Origin of the sequence: Prauserella salsuginis, assembly GCF_024648885.1 — a bacterium.
In the GTDB taxonomy this organism is placed as follows: domain Bacteria; phylum Actinomycetota; class Actinomycetes; order Mycobacteriales; family Pseudonocardiaceae; genus Prauserella; species Prauserella salsuginis.
Window position 1 is genome coordinate 924838 of record NZ_JANBBF010000009.1, and the last position, 22228, is coordinate 947065.

A 22228-nucleotide genomic window follows, 5' to 3' on the forward strand; every position below is an offset into this window, starting at 1 on the left:
CGGTGAAGCTGGCTGGAACACGGGTGCTGGTCGCCGGCGCCGGGGTGACCGGCCGGTCGGTCACCGAGACGCTGACCGAACTCGGCGCCGACGTGACCGTGACCGACGGCAACGCGGAGCGGCTCGCCGAACTCGGCGGGCTCGGCGCCACGCTGGAGCCTGGGCTCGACGTGCCCCCCGAGGGCACCGAACTGGTCGTGACCAGCCCGGGCTGGCGGCCGACGGCACCTCTGCTGCAGGCGGCGGCCGAGGCCGATGTCGAGGTGATCGGCGACGTCGAACTGGCCTGGCGGCTCGGGCAGGAGCGCGAGCGGCCGCCCGCGTGGCTGGTGGTGACCGGCACCAACGGCAAGACGACCACCGTCGGCATGCTCGAGTCGATCCTGCGTGCGGCCGGTGCCGACGCCGTGGCCTGCGGCAACGTCGGTTTCGCCGTGCTCGACGCCGTCCGGGGCGGCCACGACGTGCTGGCCGTCGAGCTGTCCAGTTTCCAGTTGCACTGGTCGGCCACGCTGGCGCCGCGTGCGTCCGTCGTGCTCAACGTCGCCGAGGACCACCTCGACTGGCACGGCGGCCTCGAGGCCTACGCCGCCGCGAAGGGCACCGTCCACGCACGCTCGGGGACGGTCGTGCACAACGTGGCCGAGGCGTGGTCGCAGCGCCTCGCCGACGAGTACGCACCCGAGGGCGCACGCCGGGTCGGCTTCCGCCTCGACACCCCGCGGCCCGGTGAACTCGGCATCGTCGAGGACCTGCTCGTCGACCGCGCCTACGTCGGCGACCCGGTGCAGGGCGCCGAGGAACTGGCCACGCTCGCCGACGTCCGTCCCCTCGGCCCGCACAACGTCGCCAACGCCCTCGCCGCGGCCGCGCTGGCACGGGCCTATGGCATCCCGTCCGCCGCCGTCGCCGAAGGGCTGCGCACCTTCACCCCCGGCGCGCACCGCGCCGTCGTCGCGGGGGAGGTCGACGGGGTGCGTTACGTCAACGATTCGAAGGCCACCAACCCGCACGCCGCCACGGGCTCACTGCTCGCCCAGGACGGTGTCGTCTGGATCGCGGGCGGCCAGCTCAAGGGCGCGTCCGTCGACGAACTCGTGCAGGGGGTGGCCGCCCGGCTACGCGGGGTGGTCCTGCTCGGGGTCGACGCGGACGTGATCGGCGCCGCTGTTGCGCGACACGCGCCCGATGTTCCCGTCACACGCGTCGATCCGGGTGACCATGAGCCCATGACATCGGCGGTGAACGCGGCTCACACGCTCGCAACGGCGGGCGACACGGTGGTGCTGGCCCCCGCGGCGGCGTCGCTGGACATGTTCCGCGACTACGCCGCGAGGGGCGAGGCGTTCACGACGGCCGTCGACGCGCTGAGACGGGAACGCCTCGGTGACGGCGATTGACGAGAGCCGATCCGGTTCCTCCGACTCCGCCCGGCGGAGCGACGACCGGAACCGGAGGAAACGCACCGAACGCGGATTCGCGGCGGTCCGTACCGCACTGACCGCGTGGCTGTCGCGTCCGCTGGCGGACTTCCACCTGATCCTCGCCGTCTGCGGGCTGCTCATGGTGATCGGCACCGTGATGGTGCTGTCGGCGTCGTCGGTCTCGTCCTACGACCCGGGCAACGCAGGCAGTGTGTACGCCCTGTTCCAGCGGCATCTGGTGTTCGCGGCCGTCGGCGCTGTCGTGTTCTGGCTGGGCGTGCGCATCCCGTTGCCGCGGATCCGGACGCTCTCGCCCGCGGCGATGGTGGTCACGCTGGGGCTGCTGGCGCTCGTGCTCACCCCGCTGGGCAGCGAACAGAACGGTTCCCAGGGCTGGTTCGTCGTCGGGCCGCTCTCGCTGCAGCCGGTGGAGCTCGGCAAGGTCGTGCTCACGCTGTGGGGCGCACACATCCTCGTGACCAAATACCAGGTGCTCCATCAGTGGCGGCACCTGCTGGTGCCGGTGGTACCCGGGGCGCTGCTGATGTGCGCACTCGTGATGGCACAACCCGACCTCGGTGGCACCGTGCCGCTCGGCATCGTGCTCATCGCCCTGCTGTGGTTCGCAGGAGCGCCGAAACGGTTGTTCGGCATCGTGCTGGCCTCCGGTGTCGCGGGGGCGGTGGTGCTCGCACTGATCGCCGACTACCGGCTCGACCGGGTCATGACGTTCCTCAACCCCGGCGCCGACCCGCTCGGCAAGGGGATGCAGGCCAACCAGGCGCTGTACGCGCTCGCCGACGGCGGGCTGTTCGGCAAGGGCCTCGGGCAGGGCCAGTCGAAATGGATGTACCTGCCGAACGTGCAGCACGACTTCATCTTCGCGCTGATCGGGGAGGAGCTCGGGTTCGTCGGCTGTATCGTCGTGATCGGCCTGTTCGGACTGCTGACCTTCGTGGGCCTGCGCATCGCGATGCGCAACCTGGACCCGTGGATCCGGATCGTCGCCGGGACACTGACCGTGTCGATCGTGTCGCAGGCCGCTATCAACATCGGCTACGTCGTCGGACTGCTCCCCGTCACGGGCGTGACACTGCCGATGATTTCCTACGGTGGCACCTCGCTCCTGATGACGATGCTGCTGTTCGGCCTCCTCGCCAACTGTGCGCGGCACGAACCGGAGGCCGTGGCCGCGTTGCGCACCCAGGGGCCGGGTAAGTTCGGACGTCTGATGCGGTTGCCCGCCCCGGACCCGTACCGGCCTCCCGCCACGCGGCGCGGCGGCTCGAGGGGCGGTGGCCGCGGTCAAGGCGGAACCCGGTCGTCGGGAGCCAAGGCAGGCCGGCCGGCCACCCGTGGGGCGCGGTCGGCGTCGGCGCCCGACCGGCGCGGTGCAGCGCCGGAGTACGGTCGCCGCAGCCGCGGTGAATCGGCGCGCGGCGGACCGCGCAGGCCGAAACCGGACCGTTCCACGGGAACCAGTCGATCGACACGGAGAGGACGCAGGTGAGCCAGCCCGACACCGGTGCGGAGAAGACACCGGCACGCACCGCGCCGACGGTTGTGGTCGCAGGGGGCGGCACGGCCGGCCACATCGAGCCCGCGCTCGCATTGGCCGACGCGGTCACGCGGCTCCGGCCGGACGCGAAGGTAGTCGCGCTGGGCACCGAGCGCGGCCTGGAGACCACGCTGGTGCCGGACCGCGGCTACCCGCTGGAGCTGATCCCGCCGGTGCCGATGCCGCGCAAGCCGACGGCGGAGCTGCTGCGGCTCCCGCTGAAGGTCCGCGACGCGGTCAGGCGCACGCGTGAGGTGCTCGACCGGGTCGGCGCCGATGTCGTCGTCGGCTTCGGCGGGTACGTCGCGTTGCCCGCCTACCTGGCCGCACGCGGGCGGACACCCATCGTCGTGCACGAGGCCAACAAGCATCCGGGCCTGGCCAACAAGATCGGCGCCCGGCTCGCCGCGAAGGTCGCCGCGGCCGTGCCCGGGACACCGCTGCCGGGCGCCGAGGTCGTCGGCATCCCGCTGCGGCACTCGATCACCTCCCTCGACCGCTCCGCCCTGCGTGCCGAGGCGCGCGCCCACTTCGGACTGGACCCCGACGCGCCGACCGTGCTGGCCTTCGGCGGTTCGCAGGGCGCGCGGTCCATCAACGAGGCCGTGTCCGGAGCCGCGCAGACGTTCGCCGAGGCCGGTGTCGGTGTGCTGCACGCACACGGCCCGAAGAACTCCGTCGCGGTGCGCGAATTCCCCGGCGCTCCGGCGTACGTGCCGGTGCCGTACCTGGAACGGATGGACCTCGCCTATGCCGCGGCGGACCTGGTGCTGTGCCGATCGGGTGCGATGACGGTCGCCGAGGTGTCCGCCGTCGGCCTGCCCGCGGTGTTCGTCCCGCTGCCGCACGGCAATGGTGAGCAGGCGCTCAACGCCGAACCCGCGGTGCACGCGGGAGCCGGTCTGCTGGTCGCCGACGAGGCGCTGACGCCGGAGGCGATCGCCGAACAGGTGATCCCGCTGGTGACCGACACCGAGCGGCTCGCGAAGATGAGCGCGGCCGCCGTCGGGCTGGGCCACGGCGCGGCCGACGAAACACTGGCGCGGATGGTCTTGGAGGCCGGGGGACATGGCGATGGCAACTGACACACCCGAGGAGGCCGGCATGAACGCCGTCGCGTCGCGGCCGCCCGAGGTGCTGCTGCGGGCGCACCTGATCGGCATCGGCGGTGCCGGCATGAGCGGCATCGCGCGGATCCTGCTGGCCAGGGGCGCGCAGGTGTCCGGCTCCGACGCGAAGGAGTCGCGGGCCTTTCTGACCCTGCGTGCGCAGGGTGCGCACATCGCGGTCGGACAGTCCGCCGAGAATCTCGACCTCGCCGGAAGTGAACCGACCGCCGTGATCGTGTCGACGGCGATCCGCGACGACAACCCCGAACTGGCGGCCGCGCGTTCCCGCGGCATCCCGGTGCTGCACCGCGCGGAGGCACTGGCCGAGCTGATGGCGGGACACCGCGTCGCGTGCATCGCCGGCACCCACGGCAAGACGTCGACGACGTCGATGCTCACCGTGGCGCTGCAGCACTGCAGGCTCGATCCGTCGTTCGCGATCGGCGGCGACCTCAACGAGTCCGGAGCGAACGCCCATCACGGCGAGGGCGGCGTGTTCGTCGCGGAGGCCGACGAGAGCGACGGTTCGTTCCTGAGCTACACGCCGGACGTGGCGGTCGTGACGAACGTCGAGCCCGACCACCTCGACCACCACGGCACCGTCGAGGCCTACATCGCGGTGTTCACCGAGTTCCTCCACCGGATCGCGCCGGGCGGCGCGCTCGTGGTGTGTGCCGACGACGCGGCCGCCGCCGAGCTGGCGGTCCGCGCCGAGGCGGCGGGCGTGCGCGTGCTGCGGTACGGCCGGTCGGCGACCGGAGAGCACGACGCGCGGGTCGTGACCTACGAGCCGGCGGACGAGGGCGGCACGGTGCGCCTCGCGCTCGGCGGCGAGGAACTCGAGGTCCGGGTGACCGTGCCGGGCGAGCACATGGCGTTCAACGCCGTGGCCGCGCTGTTGGCGGGCCTGGAGCTGGGCGCCCCGGTCGACGGGATGCTCGCGGGCCTCGCCGTGTTCGGTGGTGTGCGCAGGCGGTTCGAGTTCAAGGGCCGTGCCGCGGACGTGCGCGTCTACGACGACTACGCCCACCACCCGACCGAAGTCGATGCCCAGCTGCGGGCGGTGCGGCACGCCGCGGGGACCGGCAGGGTCGTGGTCGTGTTCCAGCCGCACCTCTACTCCCGCACCGAGGCGTTCGCGAGCGAGTTCGCCGAGGCGCTCGGCCTGGCCGACGAGGTGATCCTGCTCGACGTCTACGGCGCGCGGGAGGAACCGAAGCCGGGCGTGAGCGGCGAACTCATCGCCGAGCGGATCACCGGTGCCGCCGTGCACTACGAGCCGGCCTTCGACCGTGCCACCGTGCTCGCGGCCGACCTCGTCAAGCCGGGCGATCTGCTGGTGACCATGGGCGCGGGCGACGTGACGCAACTCGGCCCGGAGATCCTCGCCGAGCTGGACCGTCGCGGGACCTGATCGGCGAACGGACTCCGGACATGACCAGCACGAGCCGGCGGAGGCCGCGCAGGGACGACGATGCCCCCACGCGGCCTGCCAGGGCGGCCCAACGACGCGGTCGTCCCGCTTCCGGACAGCGGGACAGGGCAGCGCCGGGCCGCACCGCCGCGCAGGCGGCGACGGGTTTCGTGTCGCGGGCGCGCGCGTTGCGGCGGCGTTGGATCGCGGTGCTGAGCGTGCTCACGGTGCTCGGCCTGGCCTACGTGCTGCTGTTCACGTCATTGCTGGGTGTGCGGTCGGTCGAGGTGACCGGGAATCGTGACGTCGCGGCGGACCGGGTGCGTCAGGTGGCCGAAGTGCCCGAGCGGCGCGCGATGCTCCGCGTCGACACCGACGCGATCGCCGAACGGGTCGCCGAGATCCCCGGTGTCGCGACCGTCGATGTCTCCCGGTCCTGGCCGTCGACGATCGAGATCGCGGTCACCGAACGCGCCCCCGCCGGGGTGTACGACACCGGCTCGACGCTGTACCTCGTCGACACCGGCGGGGTGGTGTACAAGGAGATTTCCAAGCGGCCCCAAGGACTTCCGGAGTTCAAGATGTCCGAAGTGGGCGTCGGCAACGCCGAGACCCGTGCGGTGATCGCGGTGCGCAAGGCGTTGCCGAAACAGCTGCGGGACAAGGTCACGCAGTGGCGCGCGGACTCGCCGGGCAGCGTCGAGTTCACGCTCCGCAGCGGCAAGTCGGTGCGGTGGGGCGATGCGTCGGACAGCGAGAGCAAGGCGAAGGTCCTCGGCGCGCTGATGACCCGGCCCGGCAAGGTCTACGACGTGTCGAGCCCCGAACTGCCGACCGTGTCCTGACGGCCGCGCCGCATCCGGTGTCCGACCGGTTTTCCGTTGTGCGGCAACGCGGTCAGGGCAGCCGAGACGCCGGCCGCGCGGTGGTGCAAATAACGCCCGACGTGGTGCAAACATCCGGCGACACGCGGCGTGGCGCCTGGATTCGGGCCCGCGCGATGCATACCGTCCTACCGCAACGTTGGTAGTTGACATAAGTCTGACCCTCAACTTGAGGTTGAGGGTTTCCGGGAGTCCGAGGTCGACATCCAGCGCGAGCCAGGGACAAGCACCACGATCAGGAAGGCGAACCCGATGACGCCCCCGCACAATTACCTCGCGGTGATCAAGGTCGTCGGTATCGGCGGCGGCGGCGTGAACGCCGTGAACCGCATGATCGAGGTCGGCCTCAAAGGTGTCGAGTTCATCGCGGTGAACACCGACGCCCAGGCACTGCTGATGTCCGACGCGGACGTCAAGCTCGACATCGGCCGGGAACTGACCCGGGGACTCGGTGCGGGCGCCGCCCCCGACGTCGGCCAGCAGGCGGCCGAGGACCATCGGGAGGAGATCGAAGAGGTCCTCAAGGGCGCCGACATGGTGTTCGTGACCGCGGGTGAGGGCGGCGGCACCGGCACCGGCGGTGCCCCGGTCGTCGCGCAGATCGCCCGCAAGCTCGGCGCACTGACCATCGGTGTGGTCACGAGGCCCTTCTCGTTCGAGGGCAAACGGCGCGGAAAGCAGGCCGAGGACGGGATACAGGAGCTGCGCAACGAGTGCGACACGCTCATCGTCATCCCGAACGACCGGCTGCTGCAGCTCGGCGACATCGGTGTCTCGCTGATGGACGCCTTCCGCTCGGCCGACGAGGTGCTGCTGTCCGGTGTGCAGGGCATCACCGACCTGATCACCACGCCCGGTCTGATCAACCTGGACTTCGCCGACGTCAAGAGCGTCATGTCGGGCGCGGGCAGCGCACTCATGGGCATCGGCTCGGCGCGTGGCGAGGGTCGCGCCGTGCAGGCCGCGGAGAAGGCCATCAACTCTCCGCTGCTCGAAGCGTCCATGGACGGTGCGCACGGCGCGCTGCTGTCGATCGCCGGCGGGTCCGACCTCGGCCTGTTCGAGATCAACGAGGCTGCGTCGCTGGTGCAGGAGTCCGCGCACCCGGAGGCCAACATCATCTTCGGGACGATCATCGACGACTCGCTCGGCGACGAGGTCCGGGTGACGGTGATCGCGGCCGGCTTCGACGCGGGCACTCCCACGCACAAGAAGCTCGATCCCGGGACGCTGACGGCGAACGGGTCGACCATGACGGTCGAGGCCGGAGAGGCCGGCGGCGCAGCGGCGGAATCGGGAGGCCCCGCGGCCCCCGCCGCCCCGGCACAGCCCGCCGCGGGCAAGCCCGGCGAGCAGTCGCCGTCCGCCTCGGCGGGCGCGACCCCTGCCAACGGGGCGGCCTCGGCGCACGCCAACGGAGCGGGTTCGGCTCCGCCGTCTGGTGGCGCCCAGCCCGTGCCGAGCGGCCAACAGGGCAGGCCCGCGCCCCAGCCGTCCGCCCCTCAGGGGCAGGCACCCCAGGGTCAGGCACCGCAGGGAGCGGCACCGCAGGGCCAGCCGCAGCCGGGTTCGGCGCAGCAGCCGGCTCCGGGCCAGGCGCAGGCCGGCGCACCGCGCCCGCAGACGGGACTGCCGGGCGGCACCCAGCCGGTGACCGAGGACCCGTCCGACGACGAGGTCGATGTCCCGCCGTTCATGCGCCGCTGAGGCACGTTCGCAGCACCCGGATCGCTTTCGAGGGTCACCGTTCCCACGGCAGGGGGCGGTGACCCTCGGTGTGTGTCCGGGGTCCGTAGGCTCTCCGGTGCAGGCGGCTCTGCGGCGCCGCTCGCGGACGACGCCCGAGTGAAAGGACGAATCGGTGCGCATCAGGCGCGTGATCACGACGAGGGCGGGCGGCTACTCGAAACCCCCGTACGACTCGTTCAACCTCGGCCTGCACGTCGGGGACGACCCCGACGCGGTGCGCGCCAACCGGGCGCGGCTGGCGACGGAGTTGGGACTGACCGAGGACCGCCTCGCCTGGATGGAACAGGTCCACGGCCGCACCGCAACGGTTGTCGACGGCACGGAGACCGAACCCGCCGAGGCCACGGACGCGCTGGTGACGGCGACGCCCGGCGTGGTGCCGGTTGTGCTCGTCGCGGACTGCGTGCCGGTGCTGTTGGGAGACGCCGAGGCGGGTGTTGTCGCCGCCGTGCACGCCGGCCGAGTGGGCGCGAGAGTGGGCGTCGTGCCTGCCGCGCTCGAGGCGATGCGTTCGGTGGGAGCCGAGCCGAGCCGGATCGAGGCGCTGCTGGGGCCGTCGGTGTGTGGTTCGTGCTACGAGGTGCCCGACGACATGGCCGCCGACGTCGAGGCGCACCTGCCGGGCAGTCGCTGCCGGAGCCGGAAGGGCACGGCGGCGCTCGACCTGCGCGCGGGCCTGTGGCGGCAGCTGGCCGACGCGGGAGTGGGCAGGATCGGCGTCGACCCACGCTGCACCGTCGAGGACGACACACTGTTCAGTCACCGCAGGGACAACCCGTCGGGGCGGATCGCTGCCTTGACGTGGATCGAGGAGTGAGCGTGACCGTCGAGACCCAGGGTGATCCGCAGCAGCGCCGCGCGGAGCTGGCGGCCTCGCTGGAGGCGGTCAGGGGCCGGATCGACGAGGCGTGTGCCGCGGCCGGGCGCGAGCCCGGTGAGGTGCGGCTACTGGCCGTGACGAAGACTTTTCCCGCGTCCGACGCCGCGCTGCTGAGCGACCTTGGCGTCACGGACCTGGCCGAGAATCGCGACCAGGAGGCGGCCCCGAAGGCGGCGGAGGTCACCGAACTGCGGCCCGAGGCGGCCGTGCGCTGGCACATGGTCGGGCGGCTGCAGCGGAACAAGGCGAAGTCGGTCGCCGGCTGGGCCAGTGAGGTGCAGTCGGTCGACTCGCAGCGGCTCGCCGAGGCACTCGCCAAGGCCGTGCGTACCGCTCAAGAGGCGGGCACCCGGTCCGGACCACTGGACGTGCTGCTGCAGGCGAGCCTCGACACGGCCGATGATGCCGCACGGCGCGGCGGATGTCCGCTCGACGAGCTGCCACAACTCGCCGACGTCATCGCTCGGTCGGGTGAGTCGCTGCGACTGCGGGGAGTCATGGCCGTCGCCCCGCTGGGTGGGGACCCGGAGCCGGCCTTCGACCGACTCGCCGAGGCGCACGCGAGGGTGAGACGTGATCATCCCGACGCCGTGGAACTTTCAGCAGGGATGAGCGGGGATTTGGAGGCCGCGGTGGCGCACGGCTCGACTTGTGTGCGTGTCGGAACCGCGTTGCTCGGTGGCCGCGGTCTAGCCTCGCCATAGAGACGTTCACCCACAGTGGCGTTTTGCGGTGACTCAGCGTCAAGGGTGGGGACGCGACCGTGCGGGCGAGGGAGAGGCATGAGCACGCTGCACAAGCTGAAGGCCTACTTCGGGATGGTCCCTGCCGAGGACGAGTACGACTACGACGACTACCGGCGCGGCTACGCCGACGACCCGGACGCGTACGACTCCTACGAGGCCTACGACTCCTATGACGCGTACGACCGCGGCAGGGGCGACTACCGGGAGGCGGACTACGACGAGCCGCCGCGCCGGGGTCGTTCGCGGTATCACGTCATGGACGAGTTCGAGGAGCCCGAACCCGCACGCGCGCGGCGTTCGGCCGCTGAGCCGTCGCCGGTCCACGGCTCACTCGCGGTCGACCGGCAGCCCGAGCCGGTCACCCGGCTGCGTCCGGCGCCGGAGCCGCCTGCGCGCGCCCCTGCGGCGAATCGGGACCCGTTGAGCAGGATCCGCACCCTGCACCCGACGAGCTACACCGAGGCGCGCGAGATCGGCGAGGCCTACCGGGACGGCACGCCGGTGATCATCAATCTGACCGAAATGGACAATGCGGACGCGAAGCGGGTCGTGGACTTCGCGGCGGGGCTCGCGTTCGCATTGCGTGGCTCGATGGACCGCGTCACCAACAAGGTGTTCTTGCTCTCGCCGCCGGACGCGGACGTCTCGGCCGAGGACCGTAGGCGTATCGCCGAGGGTGGACTGTTCCTCCGCCGCTGACCTCCGTCACCGGTCACTGACCCCCGCCGCCGGTCACCCGGCCACCGCCGGGCGCCGGGGGAGAGCCGCCGGGCGCGTCGGCGGGCCGGTGGCCCACAACGTCGCCGGTTGTGGCTAGAGTGGCGGCGTGGATGCGGTCCGGATGGTCTTTTATTGGCTGCTCTTTGTCTTTTGGCTCCTGCTCACGGCGCGGATCGTCGTCGAGCTTGTACGGGCTTTCGCGCGCGAATGGCGACCCGCGGGAGGGGTTGCGGTCGCGGTCGAGAGCATCTACACAGTGACAGACCCACCGGTCAAGCTCGTACGACGTGTTATTCCCATCGTGCGGATAGGCGGCGTGGGCCTGGACTTATCGATTATGGTGCTGCTGTTGGTTGTGTTCATACTGATGCAACTGGCGCTACCCGGGTGACGGGGAACCCGGATCGTCCGACAGCCCATGGAGTGCGTGAGGTGATCTGATGTCGTTGACCCCTGCTGACGTGCATAACGTCGCGTTCAGCAAGCCGCCTATCGGCAAGCGGGGCTACAACGAGGACGAGGTGGATGCGTTCCTCGACCTGGTGGAGACGGAACTTGCCCGGTTGATCGAGGACAACAACGAGCTGCGCCAGCAGGTGGAGCAGCTCGACGCCGAGCTGGAGTCGACCCGCGGTGAGCTGGAGTCGGCGAAGGCCGGCGGCAGCGCGCAGGCGGCACAGCCCGCCCCGCAGCGCGGGTCCACCGACGAGGCCCCGTCTCGGCGGCTCGCCCCGGTGCCGCCCCCGTCGTCGACCGAGCAGACGCAGGCCACGGCCGCAGGCCTGCTCGGTGGTGAGAACGGCGAGCCGAACGTGCAGGCCGCGAAGGTCCTGGGCCTGGCACAGGAGATGGCCGACCGGCTGACCGCCGAGGCCAAGACCGAGTCCGACGGCATGCTCGCCGAGGCAAGGACGAAGTCCGAGCAGTTGCTGTCCGACGCCCGCTCGAAGGCGGACTCGATGGTCAACGAGGCGCGCACGCGCGCCGAGAGCATGCTCAACGACGCACGGACCCGGGCGGAGACGCTCGAGCGTCAGGCGCGCGACAAGGCGACCACTCTGGATCGCGAGGCGCAGCGCAAGTACACCGAGACGATGAACAACCTGAACACCGAGAAGGGCGAGCTCAACAAGAAGATCGAGGAGCTGCGCACCATCGAGCGCGAGTACCGTACTCGACTCCGCGGCTTCCTCGAATCGCAGCTGCGCGAGCTCGACGACCGTGGTTCGGCCGCACCGGCCTCGGCGTCGACGTCCTCGTCGTCCGAGTCCTCGTCCTCGTCGTCGACGGGCAGCTCGAGCTCGAACTCCTCGAACGGTGGCCAGGGCTACTCGTTCGGTCCGCGAGCCGAAGCGGGCTGACACCGACACGGCACTGTCACCGGCACCACCGGGCTGATGTTCACCGAGAGAGACGGTTCCGACACCCTGAGGAAGGGGTCGGGGCCGTCTCTTTCGCGTTCGTGTTGTAATTCACTGTGCTCTACATCGTTCTGATTCTCGTACTGGGGGCGCTCGGCCTCGTGGTCGCGGCGCTCATCACCGCCGACTCGCTGTGGGCCTGGATCTCGCTGGGTGTGTCCGTGGTCGCGGCGATTCTGCTCGTGATCGACTGGTGGCGCCGCCGTTCGGCAGGAAGCGACGCGAAGCCGGAGGCGGAGCCGGAGCGGGCCGAATCGGACGACGAGGCCGGCAAGGCGGACTCGGAGCGGTCCACGGCCTCGGACACCGACGACGAGGACATCGACCGGGCCCTCGAGGAGGCCGACGACGCCGAGGAGCCCGTCGGCGAGGGCCAGACGGAGCTGATCGCGGCCGAGGGTGACCTGGCCGATCCGGACGACGAACCGGCCACGGAGAACTCCGCCGACGCCGACGCGCTGCTCGTGTCGCGACTGGAGGAGGAGGTCGTCGTCGTGGACGAGCGGCCCCGGTACCACCTCGCAGAATGCGCTTGGCTCGAGACGCGCGAGACGATCCCGCTGCCGGCCAGGGAGGCCAGGGAACTCGGTTTCAGCCCGTGCGGCCGGTGCGCGCCGGACGCGACGCTCGCGCAGCGGCACCGTAACTCGGCTGGTGCGTGACTCCGCGGGTGCGTGATTCCGTGGGCGCGTGATGGGCCGGTTCGTGACCGGTTATCCTGAACACACACGGCGACGATCCGGCCATCACCGGGGAGCTTCCGGAAGAACGGCCGTCGCGGGGCGACACGCCCGCGACGGCTCAGTAGAACCGGACGGCAGCGGCCCGTCACAGCCGCCGAACGAGGGGTCCGCGCCGACCGGCGCGGGCAAGCGGGGTGGTACCGCGGAACGTGCGCTCTGTAGCGCTCGCGTCGTCCCCGTGTGGGCCGGAAGGCCCGTACGGCAACACGGACATTTCCGCGAGGAGCACACCGGATGTACCCCAAGACATCCGTCGGCGCGCAGGCCGCCGACGAGGTCCCGTCGCAGCCGTCCTTTCCTGCCCTGGAGAAGGACATCCTGGCCTACTGGGAGAGCGACCGCACGTTCCAGGCCAGTGTCGAGGCGCGCGATGCGGGCACCGGCGGTGACAACGACTACGTCTTCTACGACGGTCCGCCGTTCGCAAACGGGCTGCCGCACTACGGCCACCTGCTGACCGGGTACGTCAAGGACACCGTTCCGCGCTACCAGACGATGCGGGGCAAGCGGGTCGAGCGCCGGTTCGGCTGGGACACCCACGGCCTGCCCGCCGAGCTCGAGGCCGAGAAACAGCTCGGCATCACCGACAAGTCGCAGATCGACGAGATGGGCATCGCCGAGTTCAACCGGGCGTGCCGCGAGTCGGTGCTGCGCTACACCGCCGAATGGCAGGAGTACGTCACTCGGCAGGCGCGGTGGGTCGACTTCGACAACGACTACAAGACGCTCGACGTCACCTACATGGAATCGGTGATCTGGGCGTTCAAGCGGCTGTGGGACAAGGGCCTGGTCTACGAGGGCTACCGGGTGCTGCCGTACTGCTGGCGTGACGAGACGCCGTTGTCCAACCACGAGTTGCGGATGGACGACGACGTCTACCAGTCGCGGCAGGACCCGGCGGTGACCATCGGCTACCGCGTCGAGGGCAACGACAGCGAGCTGGACGGGGCATATCTGCTCATCTGGACCACCACGCCGTGGACCGTGCCGTCCAACCTGGCCACGGCCGTGCATCCCGATGTGGACTACGTCCAGGTCGCCGACGCCGACGGCAGGCGCTTCGTGCTCGCCGAAGCGCGCCTCGGCGCCTACGCGAAGGAACTCGGCGAACAGCCGACGGTCGTCGCCAGGTACAAGGGATCCGACTTGCTCGGCACCCGCTACGCACCGCCGTTCCCGTACTTCGTCGGCAGGGAGAACGCCCACCGGGTGCTGTCGGCCGACTACGTGACCACCGACGACGGTACGGGCATCGTGCACATCGCCCCTGCGTACGGCGACGAGGACAAGGTCGTGACCGATGCGGCGGGCATCGTTCCCGCGACGCCGGTCGACGCGAAGGGCCGATTCGACGCGCAGGTGCCCGATTACGAGGGCCAGCAGGTGTTCGAGGCCAACCCGAACATCATCCGCGACCTGAAGAACGGCACCGGCTCGGCCGCGCGGCAGGGCGCGATCCTGCTGCGGCACGAGACGTACGAGCACAGCTATCCCCACTGCTGGCGGTGCCGGAACCCGCTCATCTACCGCGCCGTGTCGTCGTGGTTCGTGGCGGTGACGGAGTTCAAGGACCGGATGGTCGAGCTGAACCAGCAGATCACCTGGTACCCGGACCACATCAAGGACGGCCAGTTCGGCAAGTGGCTCGAGAACGCCCGCGACTGGTCGATCTCGCGCAACCGTTACTGGGGCACGCCGATCCCGGTGTGGGTCTCCGACGACCCGAACCACCCGCGCGTCGACGTCTACGGATCGCTCGACGAGCTGGAACGCGACTTCGGGGTGCGGCCCACCGACCTGCACCGGCCGTACATCGACGAGCTCACCCGGCCGAACCCGGACGACCCGACAGGCGCCTCGACGATGCGCCGCGTTCCGGACGTGCTCGACGTGTGGTTCGACTCCGGGTCGATGCCGTACGCCCAGGTGCACTATCCGTTCGAGAACACCGGGTGGTTCGAGGACCACTATCCGGGCGACTTCATCGTCGAGTACATCGGCCAGACCCGGGGCTGGTTCTACACGCTGCACGTGCTGGCCACGGCGCTGTTCGACCGGCCGGCGTTCCGGACCTGCGTCTCGCACGGCATCGTGCTCGGTTCCGACGGGCAGAAGATGTCGAAGTCGCTGCGGAACTACCCGGACGTCAACGAGGTGTTCGACCGGGACGGTTCCGACGCGATGCGCTGGTACCTGATGGCGAGCCCGATCCTGCGCGGCGGCAACCTGGTCGTCACGGAGAAGGGCATCCGCGACGCGGTGCGCCAGGCGGTGCTGCCGCTGTGGAACTCGTACTACTTCCTCGCGTTGTACGCGAACGCCGAGGGTGTCGAGGGAACATCGGTCACCGACGCTGAAGCGATGGCTCGCGCCTGCAAGCAGCCCTCGCGGCACGTGCTCGACCGGTACATCCTCGCCAAGACGCGCGAGCTCGTGGCCGATGTGCAGTCCGCATTGGACGGTTACGACATCGCGGGCGGGTGCGCGACGTTGCGCGACTACCTCGAGGTGTTGACCAACTGGTACGTGCGGCGCTCCCGCGACCGGTTCTGGGCGGGCGAGCAGGCCGCGGTCGACACGCTGCACACGGTGCTGGAGACGGTGTGCCGGGTGGCCGCACCGCTGCTGCCGATGACGACGGAAGCCGTGTGGCGCGGGCTGACCGGTGGTCGGTCGGTGCACCTGGCCGACTGGCCGGACACCGCGGTGCTGCCCGCGGACCCCGAGCTCGTCACCGCGATGGACCGGGTGCGGCAGGTGTGTTCCGCGGCGCTGTCGTTGCGGAAGGCGAACAAGCTGCGGGTCCGGCTGCCGCTGGCCTCCCTGCTCGTGGCGGCCGAGGATGCCGAGCTGCTGCGGCCCTTCTCCGACATCGTCGCCGACGAGGTGAACGTCAAGGCCCTCGAACTGACCACCGACGTGGCGGCGCACGGATCGTTCGAGGTCGCGGTCAACGCCCGTGCTGCGGGACCGCGGCTGGGCAAGGACGTGCAGACCGTGATCAAGGCCGTGAAGGCGGGCGACTGGTCCACCACGGCCGAGGGTGCGGTCGTCGCGGCCGGGATCGAACTGGTCGACGGTGAGTACGAGCGCAGGCTGGTCGCCTCGGGTGAGGGCATCGCTGGTGAGCTGCCGGGGGGTTCCGGCCTCGTGCTGCTCGACACCGATGTGACGCCGGAGCTGGCCGCCGAGGGCGTGGCGCGTGACCTGGTGCGCGTGGTCCAGCAGGCTCGGCGCGATGCGGGGCTCGACGTGGCCGACCGCATCGCGCTGACGATCGACGCGCCGGACGCGGTCGTGGCGGCGGTGCGGGAGCACCAGGAGTTCGTGGCGTCGGAGACGCTGGCCACGGAGGTGGCGTACGCGGCTGTGAGCGACGGTTTCGCCGGTGCGGTCGGTGACGGTGACAAGGTGACCGTCGCGGTGCGCGCGCACGCGGGCTGACGTTCGCGTCCGGCCGGTGAGCAGGCCCGGATGAGACTTGATGAAGATGTCTTCATCTCCGGCTCATCCGGGCTTCGCCGTATCGGGGCAGAGTGGACGCCATGAAACCGACACCGAGGGCGCTGGCGCTCGTGGCCGTGCTGGCACTGCCGGTGGCCGCGGTGGTCGTGACGTTGCTGCTGCGCGGGTCCGACGCGCCCGTCAACGAGAGCCCGGTGGTCCGTATCGGCGGAGCCGACGGATCACGCAGTGAGCTGCCTTCGCTGCCGTCTCGCGACTCGACGCCGCCGCCGTCGTCGACCACGACGGACGGGCACGGAACCGGTCCGGACGGGCCGGAACGGCCGCCGTCGCGTCCCGGATCCGAGCCGCAGCCGACCCGCGATGTCGTCCCGCCACCGCCGCCGGTCGACGACGACGATGACGACGATGACGACGACGGTGGGGACGATGACGACGGCGACGACGACTGACCGGCGTGGCCGACCCGGACCGGCGGGTGCGGTGGCCGATGCCTGACGTGTTCACCACGCAGGAACTCGCCGCGTCCGGTGCAGGCGGTGACGCGTCGGACACGGAGGGCGCGGGCAGGCCCGTGCCCGGACGCAGGCGAGGGACGCGCATCCCGGCCCGGCTGCAGATCACGGGCTGGCTCGCGGCCGTCATGGCGGCAGGCCTCGCCTCGGTCGTCCTGCTGGTCGTCGAATTCGAGTACCGCGCGATCGACGACCGGGTCAACGCGGCCCTCGCCCAGGATGCCGAGGAGTTCCGGCGGTTCGCCGAAGCGGGTCTGGACCCGGCGACCGGCAAGCCGGTGACGGACCCCGGTGACCTGTTCTACCGCCACCTGAGCAGCCAGTATCCGGACAATGCCGAGCTCATGCTGGGTATCCGGAGCACCGCGGGCGAGCTCGAGGCGATCCGGCAGGCCGACGAGACGTTCCGGGACGTGCGGCTCTCCGACGCGGTGCTGCGGGACATCGTCTCGCGCGAGGACGTCACGGGCACGGTGTCGACCCCGGCAGGGACGTTGCGTTGGCTGCGCGTCGACGTGCTGCCCCGCCAGGGCGGCACCGAGGCCGACGCCTGGTTCGTCAGCGGTTACTTCGTCGACGAGGTCAGGGCGGAGGCCGGCGCGACGGTTCGCACCCTCATCATCGTCAGTGCGGTGGCGCTGGTGCTGGCGGCAGGGGTGTCGTGGCTGGTCGCGGGGCAGATCCTCGCCCCGGTCAACACGGTGCGGAAGGCGGCGGGGCGGCTCACCGAGGCCGATCTGACGCGGCGGATCCGGGTCGAGGGCCGGGACGACGTCGCGGCGCTGGCCGAGCAGTTCAACGCGATGCTCGACCGGCTGGAGCGGGCGTTCGACACGCGCAGGCAGTTCCTCGACGATGCGGGCCACGAGCTGCGCACGCCGATCACGATCGTGCGCGGGCATCTCGAGCTGATGGGCGACGACCCGGCCGAACGCGCGGAGGTCGTGCGCCTGTGCACCGACGAACTCGATCGCATGGCGCGGATCGTCGATGATCTGCTGCTGCTGGCGAAGGCCGAGCAGCCGGACTTCGTCCATCCGGCGTGGACGTCCGTGCCCGAGCTGACGAGCGACATCGACGCCAAGGTGCGCGCGATCGCACCGCGGGCCTGGACGCTCGAGGCCGTCGGGGAGGGCGATGCCCGCGTCGACGCCCAGCGCGTCACCCAGGCGATGGTGCAGCTGGCGCAGAACGCGGCGGCCCACACCACCGACGGGGCGGTGATCCGCATCGGTTCGGCTGTCGGCGCGGAGACGGTCTCGTTCTGGGTCAGCGACACCGGTCCCGGGTTGGAGAGCGGGGACGAGCAGCGGATCTTCGACCGGTTCGTACGGGGCGGCGCCGGTGCGCGCGACGGTACGGGGGCCGGTCTGGGCCTGGCGATCGTGAAGGCGATCGCCGGTGCGCACCACGGACAGGTGCGGGTGATGTCGGCGCCGGGACAGGGCGCGACGTTCGGATTCGAATTGCCGCTACAGGGAGGAGACCGATGAGCCGCATCCTGATCGCCGAGGACGAGGCGAAGATCGCAGCGTTCATCGAGAAGGGATTGCGGTCCAACGGTTTCACCACCTCGGTGGTCGAGGACGGCGATACCGCACTCGCACAGGTGGTGGCGGGCGAGTTCGACCTCGTGATCCTCGATCTGGGATTGCCCAAACGCGACGGTTTCGCGGTCCTGCAGGCGATGCGGCGCGCCCACGTGCACATCCCCGTGATCATCCTGACCGCCAGGGACACGGTGCACGACACGGTCGCGGGGCTCGAAGGTGGCGCCGACGACTACATGACCAAGCCGTTCCGGTTCGAGGAACTGCTGGCGCGCGTGCGGCTGCGGCTGCGGTCGGCCGATCGCACGCCCGAGGTCACGGTCCTGCGGCACGGGGAGCTGTCGCTCGACCTGCGGACTCGCCGCGCCGAAACCCCGGATGGCGTCGTCGACCTCACCGCGCGCGAGTTCTCCCTGCTCGAGTTGTTCCTGCGGCATCCGCGGCAGGTGCTCTCCCGCGAACAGATGCTCTCGCACGTGTGGGGCTACGACTTCGATCCCGGTTCGAACGTCGTGGACGTCTACGTGCGCACGCTGCGCCGCAAGATCGGCCAGGAGCGGATCGTCACCGTGCGGGGCATGGGTTACCGCCTCGACTGAGGCGACGGCGGCACCTCACCCGCGCGTGCTCGCGTGGTCACCACCGGTGCGGCCGGCGTCACGTCCGCGGCGGCTGTGACGGCCGGCGGCGCCGCGGCCGGATACCGTATTTCCATGAGTCGGCCCGCGGTGCGGGTGAGCCCGGCCGGAGGGCGGAGTCGCGGGGGTGACGGCGCAGGGGGCGAGAGCGAGGGACGTGCGGCATGAACGAGCTTCCGATCATTCTCGGATCGGGGGCCATCGTCCTGCTCGCGTCGGTGTTCGCCGTCCGGTTCTCGATCCGACTCGGACTGCCGTCGCTGCTGATCTATCTCGGTATCGGTGTGCTGCTGGGCGAAGCGGGCCTGGGCATCGAGTTCGACAATCCCGATCTCACCCAGAGTCTCGGGCTCGCGGCGCTCGTGATGATCCTGGCCGAAGGTGGGCTGACGACCCGCTGGGAGGCGGTGCGGCCCGCACTCGGACCGGGGATCGCGCTGTCCACAATGGCCATCGTGGTGACGATCCTCGTCGCGGGGTCGGCGCTGCACTGGCTGCTCGACCTCGACTGGCAGTTGGCGTTCCTGTGGGGCGCGGTCCTGGCCAGTACCGACGCGGCGGCCGTGTTCTCGATGTTGCGCGGGTCGGGGATCAACCGGCGGCTGTCGGGCACGTTGGAACTAGAGTCGGGCCTCAACGACGCGCCGGCCTACATCGCCGTGGTGCTGCTGGCGAGTGGCGCCGACGTGCAGTGGACGTTGCCGCTGGTGGTGCTGTACCAACTGGGGGCAGGTGCCGGTATCGGGCTGGCGCTCGGCTGGCTCGGTGCGCAGGCGCTGCGGCGGATCGCGCTGCCGGCCACCGGCCTGTACCCACTGGCGACCGTCGCGGTGTGCGTGGTCGCCTACTCGGCCGGGCAGCTCGGCCAGGCGTCCGGGCTGCTCGCCACCTACCTGGCGGGGCTCGTGCTCGGCAACGCCCGGCTGCCGCACCGCGGTGACACGCTGTCGTTCGCCGAGGGACTCGGCTGGATGGCCCAGATCGGGCTGTTCGTGCTGCTCGGGCTGTTCGCCTCGCCGGAACGCCTGGTGCACGGCATCGTGCCCGGCCTGGTCGCGGGCGCGGTCGTACTGGTGCTCGCCAGGCCCGTGTCGGTACTGGTGTCGATGTTGCCGTTCCGGCTCCCGTGGCGGGAGCAGGTGTTCCTGTCGTGGGCGGGGCTGCGGGGTGCGGTGCCGATCGTGCTGGCGACGATCCCTCTGGCCGAGGGGCTGCCCGGCGCGCAGGGGCTGCTCGACGCTGTGTTCGTGATCGTCATCGTCTTCACGCTGCTGCAGGGGGCGCTGCTCGGCCCGGTCGCGCGGCTGCTCGGGCTCGCCCGCACGGGGCAACCCGAGGAGCTCGACGTCGACGCGGCACCGCTGGACGAGCTGGGCGCGGTGTTGCTGCAGGTCGCGATCCGGCCGGACTCCCGGCTGCACGGGGTGTACCTGCGCGAGCTGCGCCTGCCCACCGGTTCGGGCGTCAGCCTGGTGGTGCGAGACGGGGCGAGCTTCACCCCCGGCGCGGGGACGCGGCTGAAGTCGGGGGACCGATTGCTGGTCGTCACCACCAGCGAGGCGCGCAGTCGTGCCGAGCGGCGGATCCGTGCGGTCGACCGCGCTGGGCCGCTGGCCGCGTGGAAGGGCGAGTCCGGCGACTGACCACCGGGGAGGGTCGAGGTGGCCGGGGTGGACAATGGACCGGTGAACACCGAGCGTGAACCCGAGACCGCCACGTCCGGCGAACCGGCGGGCACCGGCGATCGACCGGCCCGGTACGTCGTGCTGCTCGCGTCCGTGGCCCTGGTCGCCTACCTGATCGACCTCGGCACGAAGGTCGCGGCGACCACCGCGCTGGAAGGCGAAGAGCCGGTCCGCATCCTCGGTGGCATCGTCTACCTGCAGCTCATCCGTAACCCTTACGCCGCGTTCGGGATGGACTTCGGGGGCACGTGGATCCTCGCGCTGGTCGCCCTCGCGGTCGTGGGTGTGATCATCTGGTTCGCCAGGAAGCTGCGTTCGACCGGCTGGGCGATCGGTCTCGGCCTCGTACTCGCCGGTGCGCTGGGCAATCTGACCGATCGGGTGTTCCGTGCCCCCGCGCCGATGCACGGGCACGTGGTCGACTTCCTTTCCGTGTTCGGCCCCGACGGCCGGTACTTCCCGGTGTTCAACGCGGCCGATTCGGCCATCACGGTCGGCGCGGTCCTGATCGTGGTGTTGTCGGTCCTCGGCCGCGACTACGACGGCGCGATCACCCGCGGGCCGAAGAAGAACACCGGCGACGCCGACGACGATGGTGCAGCGGCCGCTCCCGACACCGGTTCCGACGTCGACGCACCGTCGGGGACCGCAACCGGGACCGCGGCAGCCGAACCGGCGGACGGATCGCGGTCCGGCACTGCCGCGCGGACGAACCCGGAGGACGAGGCATGAGCGCCCGGATGCTGCCCGTGCCGGACGGGCTCGACGGCATGCGCGTCGACGCGGGGCTGGCCAAGCTGCTCGGCCTGTCGCGCACGGTGGTGGCGGAGCTCGCGGGCAAGGGCGACGTGCTCCTCGACGGCGTGCCCGCAGGCAAGTCGGACCGGCTGGTCGCGGGCGGACTCCTCGAGGTCACCCTTCCCGAACCGGAGGAACCGCCGCAGGTCGTGGCCGAGCCGGTCGACGGGCTGAAGGTGCTGCACGAGGACGACGACATCGTCGTGGTCGACAAACCGGTCGGTGTCGCCGTACACCCGAGTCCCGGCTGGGAGGGCCCGACCGTCATCGGCGGTCTCGCCGCCGCAGGACTGCGGATCTCCACGTCGGGAGCGGCGGAGCGGCAGGGCGTGGTGCACCGCCTCGACGCGGGCACGACCGGCACGATGGTCGTGGCCAAGAGCGAGCACGCCTACACGGTGCTCAAGCGTGCGTTCAAGGAGCGCACCGTCGAGAAGCGCTACCACGCGCTGGTGCAGGGCCATCCGGATCCGATGCGCGGCACGATCGACGCGCCCATCGACCGTCATCCGACCCGCGACTACAAGTTCGCGGTCGTGCAGGGCGGGCGGCCCTCGGTGACGCACTACGAAGTGATCGAGGCGTTCCGCGCGGCGTCGCTGGCCGACGTCAAGCTGGAGACAGGCCGGACGCACCAGATCCGCGTGCACTTCTCCGCACTGCGGCACCCGTGTGTGGGCGATGCGACCTACGGTGCGGATCCCGCGCTGGCGCGCAGGCTCGGCGTGACGCGCCAGTGGCTGCACGCACGGGCCCTCGGCTTCGCCCACCCGGCGGACGGCCGGTGGGTCGAGTTCACGAGCGACTATCCGGACGATCTGGCCCACGCGCTGGAGATCCTGCGCGCCGAATCCTGACGACGTCGGGGCCGACGACACGGGCCCGGTACCGCGCAGGCCTGAGGCGGAACGTGTGGCACGGGGTCATCG

General features: G+C 70.9%; 19 protein-coding genes. All 19 read left to right on the forward strand.

Annotated elements, in window-relative coordinates; translation table 11 throughout:
* Nucleotides 1-2 precede the first annotated feature (2 nt).
* The 19 genes from murD to LY40_RS11105 all read left to right on the forward strand — a co-directional run bounded on the left by murD (nucleotide 3) and on the right by LY40_RS11105 (nucleotide 22156).
* Nucleotides 3-1400 (forward strand): UDP-N-acetylmuramoyl-L-alanine--D-glutamate ligase, encoded by a 1398-nt coding sequence (gene murD, locus LY40_RS11015; protein ID WP_258936719.1) that lies wholly within the window; start codon nucleotides 3-5, stop codon nucleotides 1398-1400.
* Nucleotides 1387-2934, forward strand: coding sequence for a putative lipid II flippase FtsW (ftsW, locus tag LY40_RS11020; protein WP_183784033.1), 1548 nt, complete (start codon nucleotides 1387-1389; stop codon nucleotides 2932-2934). Before murD ends, ftsW begins: the two co-directional genes overlap by 14 nt.
* Entirely contained in the window at nucleotides 2931-4067 is a 1137-nt protein-coding gene (gene murG / locus LY40_RS11025; RefSeq protein WP_183784035.1) for an undecaprenyldiphospho-muramoylpentapeptide beta-N-acetylglucosaminyltransferase, read from the forward strand. The genes ftsW and murG overlap by 4 nt, the downstream gene beginning before the upstream one ends.
* Nucleotides 4057-5505, forward strand: coding sequence for a UDP-N-acetylmuramate--L-alanine ligase (gene murC / locus LY40_RS11030; protein ID WP_372497756.1), 1449 nt, complete (start codon nucleotides 4057-4059; stop codon nucleotides 5503-5505). The genes murG and murC overlap by 11 nt, the downstream gene beginning before the upstream one ends.
* Nucleotides 5506-5525: 20 nt before the next feature.
* Nucleotides 5526-6350: a cell division protein FtsQ/DivIB gene (locus LY40_RS11035; protein WP_258936720.1), complete on the forward strand. Its 825-nt coding sequence runs from the start codon at nucleotides 5526-5528 to the stop codon at nucleotides 6348-6350.
* 291 nt (nucleotides 6351-6641) lie between these two features.
* On the forward strand, nucleotides 6642-8096 hold the full coding sequence (ftsZ, locus tag LY40_RS11040) for a cell division protein FtsZ (RefSeq protein WP_183784039.1): 1455 nt from the start codon (nucleotides 6642-6644) through the stop codon (nucleotides 8094-8096).
* Between the two features lie 154 nt (nucleotides 8097-8250).
* On the forward strand, nucleotides 8251-8955 hold the full coding sequence (gene pgeF, locus LY40_RS11045) for a peptidoglycan editing factor PgeF (protein ID WP_183784041.1): 705 nt from the start codon (nucleotides 8251-8253) through the stop codon (nucleotides 8953-8955).
* 2 nt (nucleotides 8956-8957) lie between these two features.
* Complete coding sequence (locus LY40_RS11050) at nucleotides 8958-9722, forward strand: YggS family pyridoxal phosphate-dependent enzyme (RefSeq protein WP_258936721.1); 765 nt, start codon at nucleotides 8958-8960, stop codon at nucleotides 9720-9722.
* A gap of 78 nt (nucleotides 9723-9800) precedes the next feature.
* Complete coding sequence (locus LY40_RS11055; protein WP_183784045.1) at nucleotides 9801-10463, forward strand: cell division protein SepF; 663 nt, start codon at nucleotides 9801-9803, stop codon at nucleotides 10461-10463.
* 142 nt (nucleotides 10464-10605) lie between these two features.
* Nucleotides 10606-10875 carry a YggT family protein gene (locus LY40_RS11060; protein WP_183657479.1) on the forward strand — a complete coding sequence of 90 codons (270 nt, stop codon included), beginning with the start codon at nucleotides 10606-10608 and terminating at the stop codon, nucleotides 10873-10875.
* A gap of 49 nt (nucleotides 10876-10924) precedes the next feature.
* Complete coding sequence (gene wag31, locus LY40_RS11065; RefSeq protein WP_183784047.1) at nucleotides 10925-11845, forward strand: DivIVA-like cell division protein Wag31; 921 nt, start codon at nucleotides 10925-10927, stop codon at nucleotides 11843-11845.
* A 116-nt stretch (nucleotides 11846-11961) separates the two neighbouring features.
* Nucleotides 11962-12567: a hypothetical protein gene (locus LY40_RS11070; protein ID WP_183784049.1), complete on the forward strand. Its 606-nt coding sequence runs from the start codon at nucleotides 11962-11964 to the stop codon at nucleotides 12565-12567.
* A gap of 315 nt (nucleotides 12568-12882) precedes the next feature.
* Entirely contained in the window at nucleotides 12883-16092 is a 3210-nt protein-coding gene (gene ileS / locus LY40_RS11075; protein WP_258936722.1) for an isoleucine--tRNA ligase, read from the forward strand.
* 101 nt (nucleotides 16093-16193) lie between these two features.
* Nucleotides 16194-16565 (forward strand): hypothetical protein, encoded by a 372-nt coding sequence (locus tag LY40_RS11080; protein ID WP_183784053.1) that lies wholly within the window; start codon nucleotides 16194-16196, stop codon nucleotides 16563-16565.
* A gap of 38 nt (nucleotides 16566-16603) precedes the next feature.
* Nucleotides 16604-18121: a sensor histidine kinase gene (locus LY40_RS11085; RefSeq protein ID WP_183784055.1), complete on the forward strand. Its 1518-nt coding sequence runs from the start codon at nucleotides 16604-16606 to the stop codon at nucleotides 18119-18121.
* The gene (locus LY40_RS11090; RefSeq protein WP_183784057.1) at nucleotides 18118-18777 is read left to right on the forward strand and encodes a response regulator transcription factor; all 660 of its coding nucleotides are present in this window, start codon (nucleotides 18118-18120) and stop codon (nucleotides 18775-18777) included. The genes LY40_RS11085 and LY40_RS11090 overlap by 4 nt, the downstream gene beginning before the upstream one ends.
* 203 nt (nucleotides 18778-18980) lie before the next feature.
* Nucleotides 18981-20459: a potassium/proton antiporter gene (locus tag LY40_RS11095; protein ID WP_183784059.1), complete on the forward strand. Its 1479-nt coding sequence runs from the start codon at nucleotides 18981-18983 to the stop codon at nucleotides 20457-20459.
* A 42-nt stretch (nucleotides 20460-20501) separates the two neighbouring features.
* Nucleotides 20502-21233: a signal peptidase II gene (gene lspA / locus LY40_RS11100; protein ID WP_258936723.1), complete on the forward strand. Its 732-nt coding sequence runs from the start codon at nucleotides 20502-20504 to the stop codon at nucleotides 21231-21233.
* The gene (locus LY40_RS11105) at nucleotides 21230-22156 is read left to right on the forward strand and encodes an RluA family pseudouridine synthase (protein WP_258936724.1); all 927 of its coding nucleotides are present in this window, start codon (nucleotides 21230-21232) and stop codon (nucleotides 22154-22156) included. Before lspA ends, LY40_RS11105 begins: the two co-directional genes overlap by 4 nt.
* Nucleotides 22157-22228 lie beyond the last annotated feature (72 nt).